This window comes from Pontibacter sp. SGAir0037 (assembly GCF_005491705.1).
In the GTDB taxonomy this organism is placed as follows: Bacteria; Bacteroidota; Bacteroidia; order Cytophagales; family Hymenobacteraceae; genus Pontibacter.
In genome coordinates, this window is record NZ_CP028092.1 from 829,782 (window position 1) to 845,594 (window position 15,813).

14 protein-coding genes are annotated in these 15,813 nt (G+C 45.8%); 7 read left to right on the forward strand and 7 right to left on the reverse strand.

All coding sequences use genetic code 11. The annotated features are described in order from the left end of the window. Nucleotides 1-17 precede the first annotated feature (17 nt). Both C1N53_RS03325 and C1N53_RS03330 read right to left on the reverse strand, forming a co-directional pair. Nucleotides 18-1,313: a hypothetical protein gene (locus C1N53_RS03325; RefSeq protein ID WP_137757970.1), complete on the reverse strand. Its 1,296-nt coding sequence runs from the start codon at nt 1,311-1,313 to the stop codon at nt 18-20. Between the two features lie 4 nt (nt 1,314-1,317). Next, complete coding sequence (locus tag C1N53_RS03330; RefSeq protein WP_137757971.1) at nt 1,318-1,899, reverse strand: YceI family protein; 582 nt, start codon at nt 1,897-1,899, stop codon at nt 1,318-1,320. Nucleotides 1,900-2,180: 281 nt separating this feature from the next. Between C1N53_RS03330 and C1N53_RS03335 the strand changes: the two genes are divergently transcribed. Continuing rightward, nucleotides 2,181-3,194, forward strand: coding sequence for a universal stress protein (locus tag C1N53_RS03335; protein ID WP_137757972.1), 1,014 nt, complete (start codon nt 2,181-2,183; stop codon nt 3,192-3,194). 86 nt (nt 3,195-3,280) lie between these two features. Here the strand turns inward: C1N53_RS03335 and C1N53_RS03340 are convergent, their stop codons facing one another. Then, complete coding sequence (locus C1N53_RS03340) at nt 3,281-4,039, reverse strand: universal stress protein (protein WP_137757973.1); 759 nt, start codon at nt 4,037-4,039, stop codon at nt 3,281-3,283. A gap of 160 nt (nt 4,040-4,199) precedes the next feature. On the opposite strand from C1N53_RS03340, the gene C1N53_RS03345 reads away from it, so the two are divergent. From C1N53_RS03345 to C1N53_RS22870, 6 genes are all read left to right on the forward strand, one after another. Then, a complete protein-coding gene (locus C1N53_RS03345; RefSeq protein ID WP_137757974.1) occupies nt 4,200-5,825 on the forward strand; it encodes a PAS domain S-box protein in 1,626 nt (541 codons plus the stop codon). Further along, nucleotides 5,822-6,271 carry a response regulator gene (locus C1N53_RS03350; protein WP_137757975.1) on the forward strand — a complete coding sequence of 150 codons (450 nt, stop codon included), beginning with the start codon at nt 5,822-5,824 and terminating at the stop codon, nt 6,269-6,271. Before C1N53_RS03345 ends, C1N53_RS03350 begins: the two co-directional genes overlap by 4 nt. 17 nt (nt 6,272-6,288) lie before the next feature. Next, complete coding sequence (locus tag C1N53_RS03355) at nt 6,289-7,524, forward strand: hybrid sensor histidine kinase/response regulator (protein WP_137757976.1); 1,236 nt, start codon at nt 6,289-6,291, stop codon at nt 7,522-7,524. Next, nucleotides 7,521-8,582, forward strand: coding sequence for a response regulator (locus tag C1N53_RS03360; RefSeq protein ID WP_137757977.1), 1,062 nt, complete (start codon nt 7,521-7,523; stop codon nt 8,580-8,582). Before C1N53_RS03355 ends, C1N53_RS03360 begins: the two co-directional genes overlap by 4 nt. A 99-nt stretch (nt 8,583-8,681) precedes the next feature. Further along, nucleotides 8,682-9,944 carry a glutamyl-tRNA reductase gene (hemA, locus tag C1N53_RS03365; RefSeq protein ID WP_137761367.1) on the forward strand — a complete coding sequence of 421 codons (1,263 nt, stop codon included), beginning with the start codon at nt 8,682-8,684 and terminating at the stop codon, nt 9,942-9,944. Nucleotides 9,945-10,125: 181 nt separating this feature from the next. Continuing rightward, nucleotides 10,126-10,944, forward strand: a complete 819-nt coding sequence (locus C1N53_RS22870; RefSeq protein WP_137757978.1) for a LuxR C-terminal-related transcriptional regulator — start codon at nt 10,126-10,128, stop codon at nt 10,942-10,944. Nucleotides 10,945-11,006: 62 nt separating this feature from the next. On the opposite strand, the gene C1N53_RS03375 is transcribed toward C1N53_RS22870, so the two are convergent. The 4 genes from C1N53_RS03375 to C1N53_RS03390 all read right to left on the reverse strand — a co-directional run bounded on the left by C1N53_RS03375 (nt 11,007) and on the right by C1N53_RS03390 (nt 15,766). After that, entirely contained in the window at nt 11,007-13,055 is a 2,049-nt protein-coding gene (locus C1N53_RS03375; protein WP_137757979.1) for a M13 family metallopeptidase, read from the reverse strand. A gap of 393 nt (nt 13,056-13,448) precedes the next feature. After that, a complete protein-coding gene (locus C1N53_RS03380; RefSeq protein WP_137757980.1) occupies nt 13,449-13,868 on the reverse strand; it encodes a hypothetical protein in 420 nt (139 codons plus the stop codon). Between the two features lie 61 nt (nt 13,869-13,929). Further along, nucleotides 13,930-14,856, reverse strand: coding sequence for a DUF1835 domain-containing protein (locus C1N53_RS03385; protein ID WP_137757981.1), 927 nt, complete (start codon nt 14,854-14,856; stop codon nt 13,930-13,932). A gap of 16 nt (nt 14,857-14,872) precedes the next feature. Continuing rightward, nucleotides 14,873-15,766 (reverse strand): gluconolaconase, encoded by an 894-nt coding sequence (locus tag C1N53_RS03390; RefSeq protein WP_137757982.1) that lies wholly within the window; start codon nt 15,764-15,766, stop codon nt 14,873-14,875. Nucleotides 15,767-15,813: the final 47 nt, after the last annotated feature.

The window sequence follows — 15,813 nt, forward strand, 5'->3', positions numbered from 1 at the left end:
TCAGGTTTTAAACTTTGTTAGAAAGAGATGACACCTTCTACCATAAAGCCATCGAATTTGCCACCATGGCGAATGTCGGTGCCAGGGAAACCATAGTATCTCTGCTGCACATACTCAACCTTAGCTAAGATATTTCTGGTGGCAAACCAGCCGGCACCGATTTGCTGGCGCTCAATCTCTGCTTTGGTATTCACAGTAGCCAGCGTGCCTTGTACCTTGTTGTAGCGGCCCGCCACGTAGAAGTTTTCACTGTTACCGAATCTGTAAACAACATCCGCACCTACCTGGTCCCAGGTTCTCTCGCTGGTTTCGGCGGCAGATCTGCCTTTGGCTCTTTCCAGGTTACCAAAGAGTTCCAGGCCGTGGTATTTTACAAAGGGGTTAACTACCAGGGCAGTTACCTTATCGGTGAAACCTGGGTTAAAGCGGCCAGAAAAAGCCTGCGCGCTGGTAGTGGCCAGTTGGTTTTCCATTACCAGGTAGTAACGTGAGCCTGCTCTGTCGCCACCATACAGGGTGTTGCTGGCCGAACTGGATGTTGTGTAGAAGGAGCCGGTTAAACGTACTCTTAAATTGTCAGCTACCAGGTTATCGTACCCCACTTTACCATAGTAAGATGCCGCTCTCTGGTCTGGCTTGGTTATACCACCTTGTATCTCACCGCCTGTTATGGCTGCCAATGCCAGAAAGCCTTTGTTCTGGTAAATGACCTCACCACCAATTTCAGTGGTAAAGGCATCCATAATGTAGTTACCTACAAAAGGGTTGTACATGGCCTGTGCGTTGTCTGTTCTTCTGAAGTGCGCATCGCCGTAGTTGATTTCCATATGCCCTACGCGCAGTGTTACATGCTCCATTAGCTTATCGGCAAAGGCATTGTTCAGGAAGCCAAGTTTATCCACCTGTATATAGCCGCCTTTTACCCATGTCTCGGGGTGGTGGCGCGATGACAGGTAGGTCACCAGGTTCAGGCGAATACCATCGGCCAGGGCTACATCAAAGTTCAGGTTGGCGGTAGCCAGGTTAAAGCCATTGCCGATCGTAATCAGCTGGTTCAGGTTTTGCTCGTTTGAGTTTAAAACTGCCGAAGCCGTGTTGCTGTGCTGCAGCATCTGGAACTGCTGTGTAAAGCTACCGCCCAGGCGCAGTTTCAGACCCTCGTAGACAACCGTATCCTGTTTAGAAGTCTCAAACACATGAATACCTCTTTTGTCGTTAGGTCTCCAGTTTTGCATGTCAGATAACGTAACCTGTGCATGAGAGCTTAGCTGCAAACCGAGTAGCAAGCTCAGGGAAAGTAAAGTCTTTTTCATCTTATTAAAGGTTGATAGGTTGGAAATTTGCTTTAAAAGAAATCTTTAGATTGTTATCTGTCTTAATGGTACCTAAGAGTGCGGTCGGGGGAGTAAGCTTATAGTCGGTGAACTTTATAGCTGCCTGACCTTTTAATTCTACTGTGGCACCTTTCACCTGTGGCTGTACTTCGAATGTTACCGATTTGGTAACACCTGCTATGGTTAAGTTGCCTGTTACCTGCATCCTGTTCGGACTGATGTTCTTAAAAGAGGTCATCCTGAACTGGATGTCTTCATAACTTTTAGTTTTCAATGTTTTATAGGCAATATCATCCATGGCTCCTTTGCCGCTTTTCAAAGATTCTGATTTCATGGTCATTTCACCTGATTTGATAGATTTGATTGCCTGGTCTTCTACTATGATTTCTGCTTTGCCCTGCGCAGAGGCTGTTACCATCTCCCAATCGTGCAGCGTAGAACCTCCGCTCACCTTTAGTTCTGGTTTCCCTGTTAATTCGTATGCATTTTGTGCCTTTAAGGCCAGGCTCAGGAGCATAAGGAGCACCAGAAAGCCTGCGGTTTTGAAAAACTGTCCCTGATTCATGACGTTTTGCTTTTAGTTTCTGTGACAAAATTAGAGCGGCCTTCGGAGGCAGGGTATGACGGTTGTCACTTCAGAAAGTGATCTTTTGCTGCTTTCTGTCCACACGCTGAATAATTGCCCAAGGCTTGCAATTATTTATTATTAAACTGGATTTTACTGATAAATGTCATCTTGTGGAGTGATGCAGATCATGGGAAGTGAAGAAGTATGAACTTAATTTCAAGTTCTAAATCAACTTGTTAGTCGGTTGTCATTTTACAAATTTTTAAACTGCAGCGATTATGAAAACTATTCTGGTTCCCATTGATTATTCCCAGTCTTCTAAAGATGCATTGGCTTATGCCTATGCCCTGGCTGGTGCTACCAAAGCTGAAATCGTGCTCCTGCATGTATTTTATCAGCCTGTCTATTCCCCCGATGCTTTAAGAGTAGAGTCGATGATGGAGAAGCTGGAAGCCTCAAACCTCAGTATACTGGAAGGCTATGTAAAAGAATTTAAAGCGGAGCTCAGCCGTGACTTTGCCATTCGGTTCAAAAGTTCTCTTGCAGCGGAGATGGAAGATTTTTACCTGCAGTCGCCTTTAAGGAAAAGATTTCATACAGTAGAAGTAGAAGGCAACATGCCAGATGCAGCACAGGTACCGGTTACTTGCCTTACCCGGTTTGGCTTTGCCACCGAACAGATCATAAGCGTTGCAAAAGAGTACCAGGCAGATCTAATTGTTATGGGTATGAAAGGAGCAGGTGCACTGGACAGGGCTTTTCTGGGCCGGACAGTGCTTGCCGTGATGCAGGATAGCCGTGTTCCCGCCATTGCTGTACCCAAAGGCTGGAAATTCAAAGGATTAGGCTCGCTAGTGTTTGCCCTGGATGTTGCTGAACTGCCAGATCGCAGGGGATTGCACTTGCTGAAAGAACTGGTGGAGCATTACGCCAGTCAGCTATACGTACTGCACCTGTACTCTGATCAAAAGCTGCAACAGGAGAGCAACCATGTATTTAAGGCTCTGGACATACTGGATGTGCAGCTGAAGGGCATCGACTATAAAGTATATTTTCAGCAGCGGGAGGATATTGCGGAAAGTATACAGGACTATGTTAATGATCAGCAGGCAGAGATGCTGGTTTTAGTTCCTGCCAGGCATTCATTCCTGGATCGGCTTCTGAACAGGAGCATCACTGTCAGGCTTGCTGCTCAGACGCATGTTCCTGTTTTAAGTCTTCCGCCAAGTTCCCTGCAAAACTTGGAAAGAAAACTGCTCAGGCTACACGAGGACTGTGTTTCGGAAGTATAGTACGGACCGGTGACTGATTAACTGAAAAATGATGCCAGCATCGTTGGACTGTCCCAGACAGTGGACAGTCCTGCTTTTCGGCCAGCTTATTTTAAGAAGAGAACAGGACGGGCCGTTTCTGCTTGGGAGGTAAGCTGGTAAATCAGTTTACAAGCGTTTTGTGCGGTATCGGCTTGTAAGGCTATCAGTTGAGAAGCCTCAGAAAGCGTATAAGTGCCTACAGTTTCAGCGGGCAGTAATGCCGGTATTGCTGCAAAAGACATTTCTGCCTCAGTTGAACCTACGGCTCCGCCCGGTGCCGTAACTGCCATTTGCGGTACAGCATGAGCATGTATCAGCTCTGCTTTAATGTTAGATGCAAAACTCACAAGCCATTCATAGGCGTTGTTCAACTGAAACGATGGTTCTTCCCGGAAGAGCAGAATCTTTCTAATAGGCTCAAACAAGGAGTTCTGAGGTAAACATAGAACCGGTACCTTCACTTTTTCCAGGATAGGTACTGTTACTGTATCAGGTTTGTTCATGCCTGTAACAACTACATTTGCGCGTGTTTTTTGTGCTAGAACAGGCAGTTCATCCTGTGTAAAGCCCGGCTTAAGCAATCGCGTAATCGAAATGCCATACATCTTGTGCAGGGCCTTGGCTATTCTGTCCAGCTTGGCTTGCGCCTGCCTTTCGTTTAAGCAGGTGTCGGAAGAAGCGCCTTCCTGCAAAAAAGTTAGGTTGGTACGATAGGCATGAAAAAGAATGAGACGTGCGCCTGTAAAGCGTGCCATTTCAGCCGCGTACAAAGCTGTATTATAATCATCCTGAGATAAATCGGTTGATAAAAGGATGTTCTTCATATTGAAAATCAGAGTTCTAAAGAGTTATTTCTACGTCCCTACTAATCCGGCTTGTATAAAATAGTAGAAATTTATAGCTTGTCAGGATGCTGATTCCTGTTCAGTTTGTAAAATTACAACAGCCTGTAAGCTTCTTTTATGAGGTTCAGCAGCCGGAGAAATGATAGATGTCATCTTTTCAAAAAGAGAGCTTCCGTATCTTTGGCACAGCATTTATATAACAGAAACAACCTCTAGCTCATTGGAAGAACCTTTGCAAAACCTCGAAGATAGAACACGCTTAAAGGCGATTATCGATACAGCTATTGATGGTATCATTACAATAGATCAGCGGGGAATTATTGAGACAGTTAACCCTGCCGCTGCCAATATCTTTGGTTATGCTCCTGCTGAAATTATCGGGCAGAATATAAAAATACTGATGCCGGAGCCAGACTATAGCCGGCACGATAGTTATATCGAGAATTACCTGCGTACCGGTGAGGCACAGATAATTGGGAAAGGCCGGGAAGTATTGGGTAAAAAGAAAGACGGCTCAGTTTTTCCTTTCCTGTTGAGCATCAGTGAAGTGCAGTTGCAGGATAAGCTTATTTTTACCGGCATAGTGCACGATATTACAGGTCTTAAAAAGGCTGAGGCAGCCCTCCGCGAAAGTGAGAACAAAATCAATTCGATTATACAGGCGGCGGTAGACGGCATCATCACCATCGACACCCGTGGTATTATTGAAATGGTAAATCCTTCTGCAGCAAAATTGTTTGGCTATCAGGAGGATGAGCTTTTAGGAAGAAGCATTAATGTGCTGATGCCGGAGCCGGACCAGAGCCGCCACGACGGGTACATGAACCGCTACCACAGAACAGGCGAGAAACGCATTATTGGTATCGGGCGTGAGGTAACCGGAAAGCGGAAAGATGGCTCCGTTTTCCCTTTTTACCTGAGCATTAGTGAAGTGCAGCTGGCCGACCGCAAAGTGTATACTGGTTTTGTGCATGACATTACCCAGCAGAAACTGAACGAGGAAAGGCTACGGCGCTATGCGGCTGAACTGGAGCGAAGTAACCGCGAACTACAGGATTTTGCCTATGTGTCGTCGCACGATTTGCAGGAGCCTTTGCGTAAGATACAGGCCTTCGGGGACAGGCTGCTCAGCAAGGAGTACGCAAACCTAAGCGACCAGGGCAAAGATTATGTAGACCGTATGCTGAATGCTGCCTCGCGCATGCAGAACCTGATCAACGACCTGCTGGAATTTTCGCGCGTTACTTCCAAGTCCAAGCCTTTTGTAAAAGTAAACCTGGACCAGGTGTTGACGGAAGTACTTTCTGATCTGGAAGTAGCCATAGAGAAAACAGGTACAGAGATTATCCGCTCTCCACTGCCTACCATAGAGGCCGAACCAACGCAAATGCGGCAGTTGTTTCAGAACCTGATCAGTAATGCCATCAAGTTCCGGAAAGAAGACGAGAACCCGATCATCAATATCTATGCGAAAAGCCTGCAAAGGCAGGCACACCTGACGGCAACCCCCGGCGACGAAGTAACTGAGTTGTACATCGAAGACAACGGAATCGGGTTTGATGAAAAATACCTGGACAGAATTTTTAACATCTTTCAGCGACTGGAAGGACAGAAATACGAGGGTTCCGGTGTCGGACTGGCCATCTGCCGCAAAATTGCAGTGCGCCACGGGGGGGATATCACTGCCAAAAGTCAGCCCGGTGTGGGAACCCGTTTTATCATTACATTAGCACTTAAACATCCCGAAGAGGACCAACAAAAATGAAATCCGCAAAAAGCCCTATCATAATTCTTGTAGCCGACGATGATGCCGAAGATCGTATGCTGGTGAAGGAAGCGTTGGAGGAAAGCCGCCTGACCAACCAGATCCTGTTTGTAGAGAATGGCGAGGAACTGCTGGACTACCTTCAGAACCGGGGCAAATTCTCAGATAAAGAAGAATACCCGACACCAGGACTTATTTTGCTGGACCTGAACATGCCTAAAAAAGACGGAAGGGAAGCCTTGAAAGAAATCAAGGCCGATGATAGTCTGCGCATGATTCCGGTGGTGGTGCTGACAACTTCTAAGGCAGAAGAAGACATTCTGCGCACGTATGATCTGGGTGTAAGTTCTTTCATTACGAAACCGGTTACCTTTTCTGCGCTGGTAGATGTGATGAAAACATTAAGCAAATACTGGTTTGAAATAGTAGAATTGCCGAAACTTTAAAACAGATAATCAACCGGATGCCTGATAAGATCAGAGTACTGCTAATTGACGATGATGAAGATGATTTTATCATCACGAGAGATATTATTGATGATATCCCGGGACGGTACTACCACCTGGAATGGGCAAACTCTTACCAGAAGGGGCTGGAACTGATTGGCGAGCATCGGCACCATGTATACCTGGTCGATTTTCGGTTGGGTGCGCAGGATGGGCTGGAGCTGATTACCCAGGCTGTGGAGAGAGGCACAGAGGCCCCTTTTATACTGCTCACAGGCCAGAGCGACCGTGAAACCGATGAAAGAGCCATGCGAGTCGGTGCATTGGATTACCTTGTGAAGGGTACGCTAACGCCTTTCGACCTGGAACGGTCGATCCGCTATAGTATAGAGCATGCCAAAAGCCTGGCCGAGATTCAGAAGTTAAACTCAGAGCTGGAGCAGCGGGTAGAAGAGCGTACACAGGAGCTGGCAGAGGCAATCAGAAAGCTGGAACTCACCAACAAGAGCCTGTATGAGGCAGAGCAGGAGGTGCGGAAAGCCCTGCAGAAAGAAAAAGAGCTGCATGAGCTTAAGTCGCGTTTTGTTACCATTGCTTCGCACGAATTTCGTACTCCCTTAAGTACTGTACTCTCATCGGCTTCGCTTATAAGCAAATACAAAACGGCCGAAGATGATGAGAAGCGGAACAAGCACGTAAACCGTATTAAATCCGCTGTCAGCAATCTTACCTCCATTCTGAATGATTTTCTGTCGATAAGCAGAATTGAGGAAGGCAAAATTTATAATGTACCTTCCTCCTTCGATCTGGAAGTGTTCTCGCAGGAGGTTACAGAAGATATGCAGGGGCTTCTGAAACAGGGGCAGCAGATAAAATATAAGCATCAGGGAAAGGAAAAATCTGTTTATCTTGACAAGCAGTTGCTGAAGAACATTATGTTTAACCTGTTGTCGAATGCAAGCAAATACTCCGGAGAGGGAAAAGCGATCCGCTTTACAACGCAGATGGCAGGTGGTACTATAAGCATAGAAGTAGAAGACCAGGGCATCGGTATTCCGGATGCAGATAAAACCCATTTGTTTACTCCTTTTTTCAGGGCACAGAACGTTACCAATATACAAGGCACAGGTCTAGGACTGAACATCGTGAAGCGATACGTTGATATAATGGGGGGAACCATGAGTTACAAGAGTATTTTAGATAAAGGAACCACTTTTACTGTAACATTTCCATTAAACAAAACAGTCTTATGAAAAAGATACTGCTGATAGAAGATAACCAGGAAATCCGCGAGAATATTGCGGAAATTCTAACGCTGGCTAATTATGAGGTATTGGAAGCTGAGAATGGAAAGGTAGGAGTAGAGCTGGCTAAAAGAGAAATTCCGGATCTGATCATCTGTGATATTATGATGCCGCAGTTGGATGGCTATGGGGTATTGCACATGCTGAGCAACAACTCCAATACCTCGGGTATTCCTTTTATTTTCCTGACGGCTAAATCAGAGAAGGAGGATTTCAGAAAGGGCATGAACCTGGGAGCAGACGATTACCTGATTAAGCCGTTTGACGACCTGGAGTTGCTTGATGCCATTGAAATGCGCCTCAAAAAGAATGAGATCCTGAGATCGGAGTTTCAGAACAACATGGAGGGGCTCCAGAATTTTATAAATGAAGCACGTGGCCTTGAAGACCTGAACAAGCTGATTTCCAACGAGCAGAAGGTAACCATCTACAGAAAGAAGCAAAATCTGTTCTCTGAAGGCAACTTCCCGAATGCGCTTTATTTCCTGAGCAAAGGCAAAATTAAAACTTATAAAGCTAACGAAGACGGGCGGGAATATATCACCAACCTGTTCAAAGACGGAGACTTTATTGGCTATCTTGATCTGATGGAGGAGAAGCCATACCGTGAATCTGCCATGGCGCTGGAAGATTCAGAAGTTTGTATTATTCCGAAAGAAGAGTTTTTTTCTTTGCTCTACAAAAACCGCGATGTAGCCAATAAGTTCATCAAGATTCTTTCGGACAACTTGGCTGATAAAGAAGAACGCCTTTTAAAGCTGGCTTATAATTCTGTGCGCAAACGGGTGGCTGAAGCGCTGCTGCTGGTAGAGAAACAGTATAAAAGAGAAGATGCGGATCAGGTGCAGGTGGCTATCTCCCGCGAAGACCTGGCCAGTATTGTAGGTGCTTCCAAAGAAACAGTTATCCGGACACTGGCCGATTTTAAAGACGAAAAGCTGATAGACACACAGGGCAGCAAAATCACTTTCCTGAACCTGGAAAAGCTGAAGAGGATGCGAAACTGATGGTTCCAGCTGACATCAATCCTCACAAAAATTGACGAAAGTCATGTTTTAACAAGTTGATTTAGCTGAAATTTGCATGCGACATAGAACATGAAAGACATGCAGATCCAGTTTAAAGCTTTAACCTTATCTTACAAGAATGCTCCGATCGCTGTGCGCGAGGCCGTAGCCCTGAATGAGATTGCCTGCAGAAACCTGTTAGATAAAATAAAGGAATTTACCGATGCAAGCGATGTGCTGGTGCTGTCGACCTGTAACCGCACCGAAATATACTATGCTTCGCCGAAAGACCTTTCGCAGGAGCTGATAAAGCTAATTGCTCTGGAGAAAGGATTTATTGCGACCAAAGGGGTGCAGCCTTACTTCCGGTCAGTAGTAGAGGCAGAAGAGGCAGTGCAGCATTTATTTTATGTTTCTATTGGCCTGGAGTCTCAGGTGGTAGGCGATATGCAGATACTGAACCAGGTAAAAAAAGCGTATCAATGGTCTGCCGATGCTGGTATGGCAGGAGCTTTTCTGCACAGGCTCATGCACACGATCTTCAACACCAATAAACTGGTGGTTAATCAAACTGCTTTTCAGGATGGGGCTGCTTCTGTGTCGTATGCCACTGTTGAGTTGGTTGAAGAACTGACGGCCGCCATACCTAACCCTCGCGTACTCATGATTGGCGTAGGTGATATTGGCAGAGATGTTTGCCTTAACTTTAAAAAATCATCCATCCGTAACCTGGTTATAGTAAATCGCACACACCATAAGGCGCTGGAGCTGGCAAACCAGCTGGAGGCCAGAGCCGCTTATTGGGAAAATGTGTGGCATGAAATGAAGCAGGCCAACGTGGTGATCTCTTCTGTGCCAGGCGATTGTTTTTTTATAAATAAGCAGGAGGTGGAAAAGAGAGAGGTAATAAGGACACAATTTTACATCGATTTGTCGATGCCGCGCTGTATTGATGTAGCACTGGAAAATATAGCCGGAATCTCAGTTTATAACATCGATAATATTCGCAACCGTACCTCTGCTGCTTTGGCATTGCGGTTAGCGGCTATTCCGGAGGTAAGGCAAATCTTAGCAGTGGCTATGGCCGATTTTCTAACCTGGACGCAGGAAATGGCTATTTCGCCTGCTCTGCAGCAATTCAAGAATAAGTTAGAGCAGATCAGGCAGCAGGAACTGGCGCGCTATCTGAAAAAGGTAGGTGCCTCGGAGCAGGAGCTGTTGCTTGAGGTAACGAAGAACATCCTCCATAAAATCATAAAAATGCCGGCGCTTGAGCTTAAATCTGCCTGCCAGCGTGGAGAATCAGAGGCTTTGCTCGAGGGTTTAAGTGCTCTTTTCAATTTGGAAGAACAGGAAGCTTAGTTCATTTATAGTTCTGTTCATAATTCCTGACTTTACTAATTTAGATTGTTGTATTTATGTGATAATCAGATGATTTAGTAGAAAATACCTAGTTATAGGTATTGATATTTTATTATAAAATTCATAGGTTTATTGGTATATAAATTATTCTGCTGTTCTGGCGTTAACCCACCTGCTACCTATGACACAGATGACTGCCACTGCTCCCGGGAAAGTAGTATCTGCTACTTTCCCCAAAGAATATAAGGAACTGGTGGCTATTTGGGAGAGCCAGCCTTATGAACCGCTCCTGGTGGATAGCTGGTACTATATGCGGTTTCACCCAACTCTTGCTGCAGTCTTGCACCAGGCACCATGTGTTACCTGGGTTCTGGACCTTCGAACACAGCAGTACGATTTTGTCAGTACCAACTCTGAGCAGATCTTAGGCTATACGGCTAATTATTTTACTGAAAACGGTTTGGCTGGCGGCATAGCCATCCTGAATCCAGAAGACCTTTCGAAAACCTGGAAGCTCCTGAAAAATATCTGGGATTTTATCATGGCAGTACCAGCTCCAGACCGGGTGCAATATAAATTTAGCTATGATTACCGCATCCTAAAGCCCGACGGAAAGCACCTGCGCGTGCTGGAGCAGAATACGGTACTGCAGCAGGATAGAAAAGGCAATATTACACGCATGCTGGGAATGTGCTCTGATATCAGCAACTGGAAGAAAAGCGGGAACCAGATAGCTTCTGTTGTGTCGGCCAAAGATAATTCCTGCGTCTTCTTTTCTCCTGATAAGGCCGCACAGCAATCTGCACAGCAGTTACTCAGTAAGAGGGAGCTGGAAATTGTAAAGCTGGTAGCCGAAGGCTACAGCAGCAAGATAATCGCTGAAAAGCTTTTTATTAGCTTTAATACCGTGAACACGCATCGGCAGAAAATAATAGAAAAGACCCATACACGAAATACAGGCGGGCTGGTGCAGTTTGCCATCAGCAATGGCTTGATTTAGTAAATACAAAGCCCCTGCAGTTGTACCGTGCAGGGGCTTTGTATTTAAAATTTTAAAGATGTTTACCAGATTTTTACCCGTTTCTCCGGTGCCAGGTACAGCGAGTCTGTAGGCTGCACATCAAAGGCGGTATAAAACTCCGGTATGTTGCGTACCACGCCGTTTACCCTGAACTTGGCAGGAGAGTGCGGGTCTGTGCTTACCTGGTTTCTTAGTGCCTCCGGACGTGCTTTATGCAGCCAGGCTTGTCCCCAGCCGATAAACACACGTTGTGCCCCGGTAAAGCCATCCAGTACAGGAGCTTCTTTGCCCTGAAGGCTATTTTTGTAAGCCTTCAGGGCAATGCTTAATCCGCCTAAATCGCCAATGTTTTCACCCAGTGTAAACTCTCCGTTCACATTCAGGTCAGGGAACACCTTAAACTCATTATACTGAGCTACCAGGGCACCTGTTCTCTTTTTGAATTCTTCCAGGTCCTGGTCAGTCCACCAGTTGCGCATCACGCCATTGCCGTCGAATGTACTTCCCTGGTCATCGAAACCGTGGCCGATCTCATGGCCGATAACTGCACCAATGGCACCGTAGTTTACAGCGTCTTCCGCGTTCATATCAAAGAAAGGCGGCTGCAGAATGGCTGCCGGGAAAACGATCTCGTTCAGTGGCGGGTTGTAATAGGCATTTACTGTTTGAGGAGTCATGCCCCACTCGTCCCGATCAACAGGTTTGCCCAGCTTGTTCATCATGCGGTTATACTCAAATTCTGCAGAGCGAACCATGTTGCCATACAAATCATTCTTCACAATTTTAAGGTCTGAATAATCTCTCCACTTGTCGGGGTAGCCGATCTTTGGCGTGAACTTGCTGAGCTTGTCGAGAGCCTGTTTTTTAGTATCCTCGCTCATCCAATCCAGCTCCTTAATACTCGATTCATATGCTTTCAGCAGGTTGTTTACCAGGTCCAGCATGCGTTCTTTGGCTTCAGGTGAAAAATGTTTCTCCACATAAACTTTGCCTACCATTTCGCCCAGGTTGTTATTTACCACATCCACAGCTCGGCGCCACTGCGGCTGTTGCTCCTGCGTTCCATAGAGGGTTTTGCTATAAAACTCAAAATTCTCCTTATCCAGTTCAGATGTAAGGGCAGTAGCCGAACCTGTTAGCACACTCCATTTCAGGTAAGTTTTCCAGGTATCCAGCGGAGTGCTTTTAATAATATTATTCAGGTCTTTGATGTAGGCAACCTGGGTAATGACAATGCTGTCCTGGTTCTGTGCTCCAACGTTTTTCAGTAAAGTAGACCATTCAAAATCAGGCATCAGCGTTTTCAGGTCTTTGGTCGCATATTTATTGTAAAGGCCCACCATGTTGCGGGTTTCTTCCTTCTTCATGTGCTTGGAAGCCAGTTGAGTTTCCAATGCCATGATTTTAGACGCTTTCTCCTTGCCGTTTTCGATACCTGCCAGTTGCAGCATGTTCTCAATGTGCTGCACATACTTAGTGCGTATTTCTTTTGATTTGGCATCCTCCTGAAAGTAATACTCACGGTCGGGAAGACCTAAACCGCTTTGCCAGGTATAGAGCATGTATTGCTTCGGATTCTTGAAGTCCTCGGTAACGCCTACACTAAAAGGCACACTGTTGGCAGATTTGTTGGCATAAGCAAAATAAGATGCCAGATCTGTATAGCTGGCAATGGCGTCTATCTTTTTAAATTCTGCCGCCAGGGGAGCCGTACCAATCGAATCGCGCACCTGCATGTTCATGTAAGACGCATACAGGTCACCGATTTTCTGCTCATTAGAACCCTGGGCGAAATTTCCGGAAGCAGAGGCTTCAATAATGGCTTTTACATCTTCCTGGGCTTTGTCATTTAAAATGTGCCACACACTATAAGAAGATTTGTCGGCAGGAATGGTTGTGTTTTTAAGCCAGGTTCCGTTCACATAGGCTGTAAAATTATCGCCCGGATCTATAGAGGTATCCATGTTTTCCTTGTTGATACCTGAGCTGAGCTCTTCACTTTTTACAGTCGGGTTGCTGCTGCAGGCAGAAAAGAAAAGCGCGGAAGTAGCCAGGAAAGGTACTCCCCAAACTTTCAGAGGTTTTGCCATAGTTTAGATTTGGTTTAGTTGGTGTTGATAAAACATTAATATAGATATAATCTATATGATCTTCTAATAAAAGAAGAGCTTGATTAACAGGGCTTTAATATATAAAAGCCACCTAAATAGGTGGCTTTTGCCTGATAGTAGGTTAAACCCGCTAGCTGCTATGCAGTAGGTAAGGGTTATTCGTAATTGTTTTTCTTTTTTGCCTGTTTTTCAGCCCTTTTTTCCTTTTCGGTTTTAGCAGGCTTCTTCTTCGCCTCTTTTTTGGCGTCTTGTGATTTTCCCATGATTGTGTAAATTTATCAATCTAATGTAAACAATTTTCTTGAATTACTCACGGCTAGTAAGTTGTTTTATAGGCTGAAAGATCGAGAACAGCTGGAGGAACGCAATGTGCTATTTTCTGACTTTGAATCTCGTCCAGTAGGTGGTATTAGAGGTTTTGATCTCAACCAGGTATATACCAGGTTTTAACTTTCCGAGGGAATAGCGCCAACTGGTTTTGTCTCCTTCTATACTTACTGGTTTCTGATAAACTGCTTTGCCTGCTTTATTTTTAATTTCCAGTACGGCGTTTTCTTCCAGTTCCTGCTCAAAATCCAGTATATAAGAACCATTCTTCTGTGTGGTCAGATGTATACCTGAAAGAGTCTTGCGGTTAAGGGAGGTGCTGTCGCTCCCTTCTTTTATCAGAATGAATTTCTTCGGGTTTCCCTTGATAACCGTTTGCTCTTGCTGGTCCTGCGCACTCAGGCCAAGAACGGTGAGTACCAGCGCCACCGTTAAAACAGGTACATACTTTTGCGTCATCTTCATATTCCCTCTTGTTTAAGTATACTGGCGCTACTGCATATTTAAGGCCAAAACAGGTTTAAATTTAAAAATTATTTTGTGTAAGCACAGCTTCTTCCTGCTTATAGCAATAGGGCATGGCAGATGCATGTGACACGCCACCAAACCCTGCATGCTGCTGAAGCCATCGGGTGTACTTTTTCTGCCCTGCTATTACCTGCTGTCCTGCCTGTGTTAGCTGGTAAGGTTCGTGCTGCGTAACCAGCTCTGGCTGTAATTCCTGCAGCAGGCTTTTGAGTTGGTAATCTCCGAAGCCATAGCCTGGGTAGTGTTCCGAAAAATGCTGCAGAAGTGCTTGCAAAGTAGTTGTTCCCTGCTGAACTGCCTGAAGCAGGTACTGATGCGGCAGGCTTATGCCTGTTTCACAAACTGGGAACCGTGTAAGGTGCAAGGTTAGTGCTTCTGCCATTCGGGGCAGGAGCTGCTGCTGTTTCAGGTAGTCCTGCAACTGCAAAGGGTTAGAGCCGGCATATAGTTCCCACAGTTCCCGGGCCTGTGCCAGTAGTGCCTCTGTAACCAGTAGGCGTTCCTGGAAAAGCGCCTGTACCTCTTCCGCATCTAAAAGACCTATGTTTTTGCCTGGGGCCGGAGTGCAGAGGCAGATTCGGGGAATATGTTGCCTGCTTAGCCGTTGCAGCAGGTAGAGCAGGTTTACCTGGCACATCAGGTCGGCATCGAACCAGAGTACAACCTCAAAAAACGTAGGTGCCTCCTGCAGCTTTGGCAGCTCATCCAGCACCTTATGCCTGTACCCCTCTGCTGATTCAGCAAAGGCAGCCGTTATAAATGCCTGACGTTTCTGCCAGAATTCCTTTTCTGACGCATGTGGTCCTACAGGACCTTCAGAAAGAACTTCACGCCATACGAGCACCTGTCCGGGCAATTTGGCTGCCTCAAAAGCAGGTATGCTGGCATCGCCGTTCAGGATATGCAGACTGGGGAGCTTTTTCAAGTGCTGATACTAAAGATTAAAGGCCGGCACCGGAGATGCGGTAAGCCACAACCCGGTTATCAAAAAAAGTAGGAACATACAGAAGGCGGTCTCTGGTATTGATCTCGATATCGGCAGCGTTTACTTTACTGTCTTTGGTATCGAGCACTTTCCAGTTTCTGCCGTCTTTGTTTACATAATATACTTCTCCGTTCCAGTTAGAGATAAAATAGCCATTGGTACTTGCTCTTACAACGCCATCTGCCGAAGGTATTCCTTCCGTCCAGTCCGATACCTGCTTTCGGTTCGGATCGTAGAACCGCGCTACACCGCTACCCGAGAAGGCTATAATCAGGCGGTTGCTTTCAAAAAGAAGTCCGTTGGGTCTGTTATCCTCCTTGGTATCCTGGATAAAAGTACTTACTCTGCCGTTGCGCAACTGGTAAATCCTGTTCATATCAGAGTCTGAGACAAAAACGGTTCCATCGGTTGCTACAGTTACATCGTTCAGAAACTTGGCTCCATCTGCCTTGTAACGGCCGAGTATAGACCCCGATTGAGTGGCAATGGCTACAATTTCATCCAGGTCGGCAACATATAACACATTGTTAAACAATGCCATTCCTTTTGGATCGTTCAGCCCTGTTACCCAATAAAGCTGCTCTATGTCCCCGTCCAGCGAAAGTATGGAAACAAAACCATCGCCATCTTTATTGGCAGCCGAGGAAGTTTGGTTGATGTTGGTGACATACAGGACATTCCGCTGCTCATCGTGTAGCACAGACTCTGGTGTTTTAAGCGTGTTATCAGTTGCCCACGCTTCTTCCAGTGTGGCAGGAATTCCGGAGCCGAACAAGCCTCCATTGCTGCAGCTGTTTAAGAACAGCAGAGAAAGTGCAGCTGTGCAAACGTTTATAAGAGGGCGCTTCATAGTATGTTTTTACTAGTTTTACGGGTTCAGATAAAAGCTGTTCTATA

What these genes read in the sequence shown, in the direction of transcription:
- hemA (WP_137761367.1), top strand. Translation starts at nt 8,682, where the DNA reads ATGCAGATCCAGTTTAAAGCTTTAACCTTATCTTACAAGAATGCTCCG.
- C1N53_RS03325 (WP_137757970.1), bottom strand. Translation starts at nt 1,313, where the DNA reads ATGAAAAAGACTTTACTTTCCCTGAGCTTGCTACTCGGTTTGCAGCTA.
- C1N53_RS03340 (WP_137757973.1), bottom strand. Translation starts at nt 4,039, where the DNA reads ATGAAGAACATCCTTTTATCAACCGATTTATCTCAGGATGATTATAAT.
- C1N53_RS03380 (WP_137757980.1), bottom strand. Translation starts at nt 13,868, where the DNA reads ATGAAGATGACGCAAAAGTATGTACCTGTTTTAACGGTGGCGCTGGTA.
- C1N53_RS22870 (WP_137757978.1), top strand. Translation starts at nt 10,126, where the DNA reads ATGACACAGATGACTGCCACTGCTCCCGGGAAAGTAGTATCTGCTACT.
- C1N53_RS03375 (WP_137757979.1), bottom strand. Translation starts at nt 13,055, where the DNA reads ATGGCAAAACCTCTGAAAGTTTGGGGAGTACCTTTCCTGGCTACTTCC.
- C1N53_RS03345 (WP_137757974.1), top strand. Translation starts at nt 4,200, where the DNA reads ATGATAGATGTCATCTTTTCAAAAAGAGAGCTTCCGTATCTTTGGCAC.
- C1N53_RS03360 (WP_137757977.1), top strand. Translation starts at nt 7,521, where the DNA reads ATGAAAAAGATACTGCTGATAGAAGATAACCAGGAAATCCGCGAGAAT.
- C1N53_RS03355 (WP_137757976.1), top strand. Translation starts at nt 6,289, where the DNA reads ATGCCTGATAAGATCAGAGTACTGCTAATTGACGATGATGAAGATGAT.
- C1N53_RS03330 (WP_137757971.1), bottom strand. Translation starts at nt 1,899, where the DNA reads ATGAATCAGGGACAGTTTTTCAAAACCGCAGGCTTTCTGGTGCTCCTT.
- C1N53_RS03350 (WP_137757975.1), top strand. Translation starts at nt 5,822, where the DNA reads ATGAAATCCGCAAAAAGCCCTATCATAATTCTTGTAGCCGACGATGAT.
- C1N53_RS03335 (WP_137757972.1), top strand. Translation starts at nt 2,181, where the DNA reads ATGAAAACTATTCTGGTTCCCATTGATTATTCCCAGTCTTCTAAAGAT.
- C1N53_RS03390 (WP_137757982.1), bottom strand. Translation starts at nt 15,766, where the DNA reads ATGAAGCGCCCTCTTATAAACGTTTGCACAGCTGCACTTTCTCTGCTG.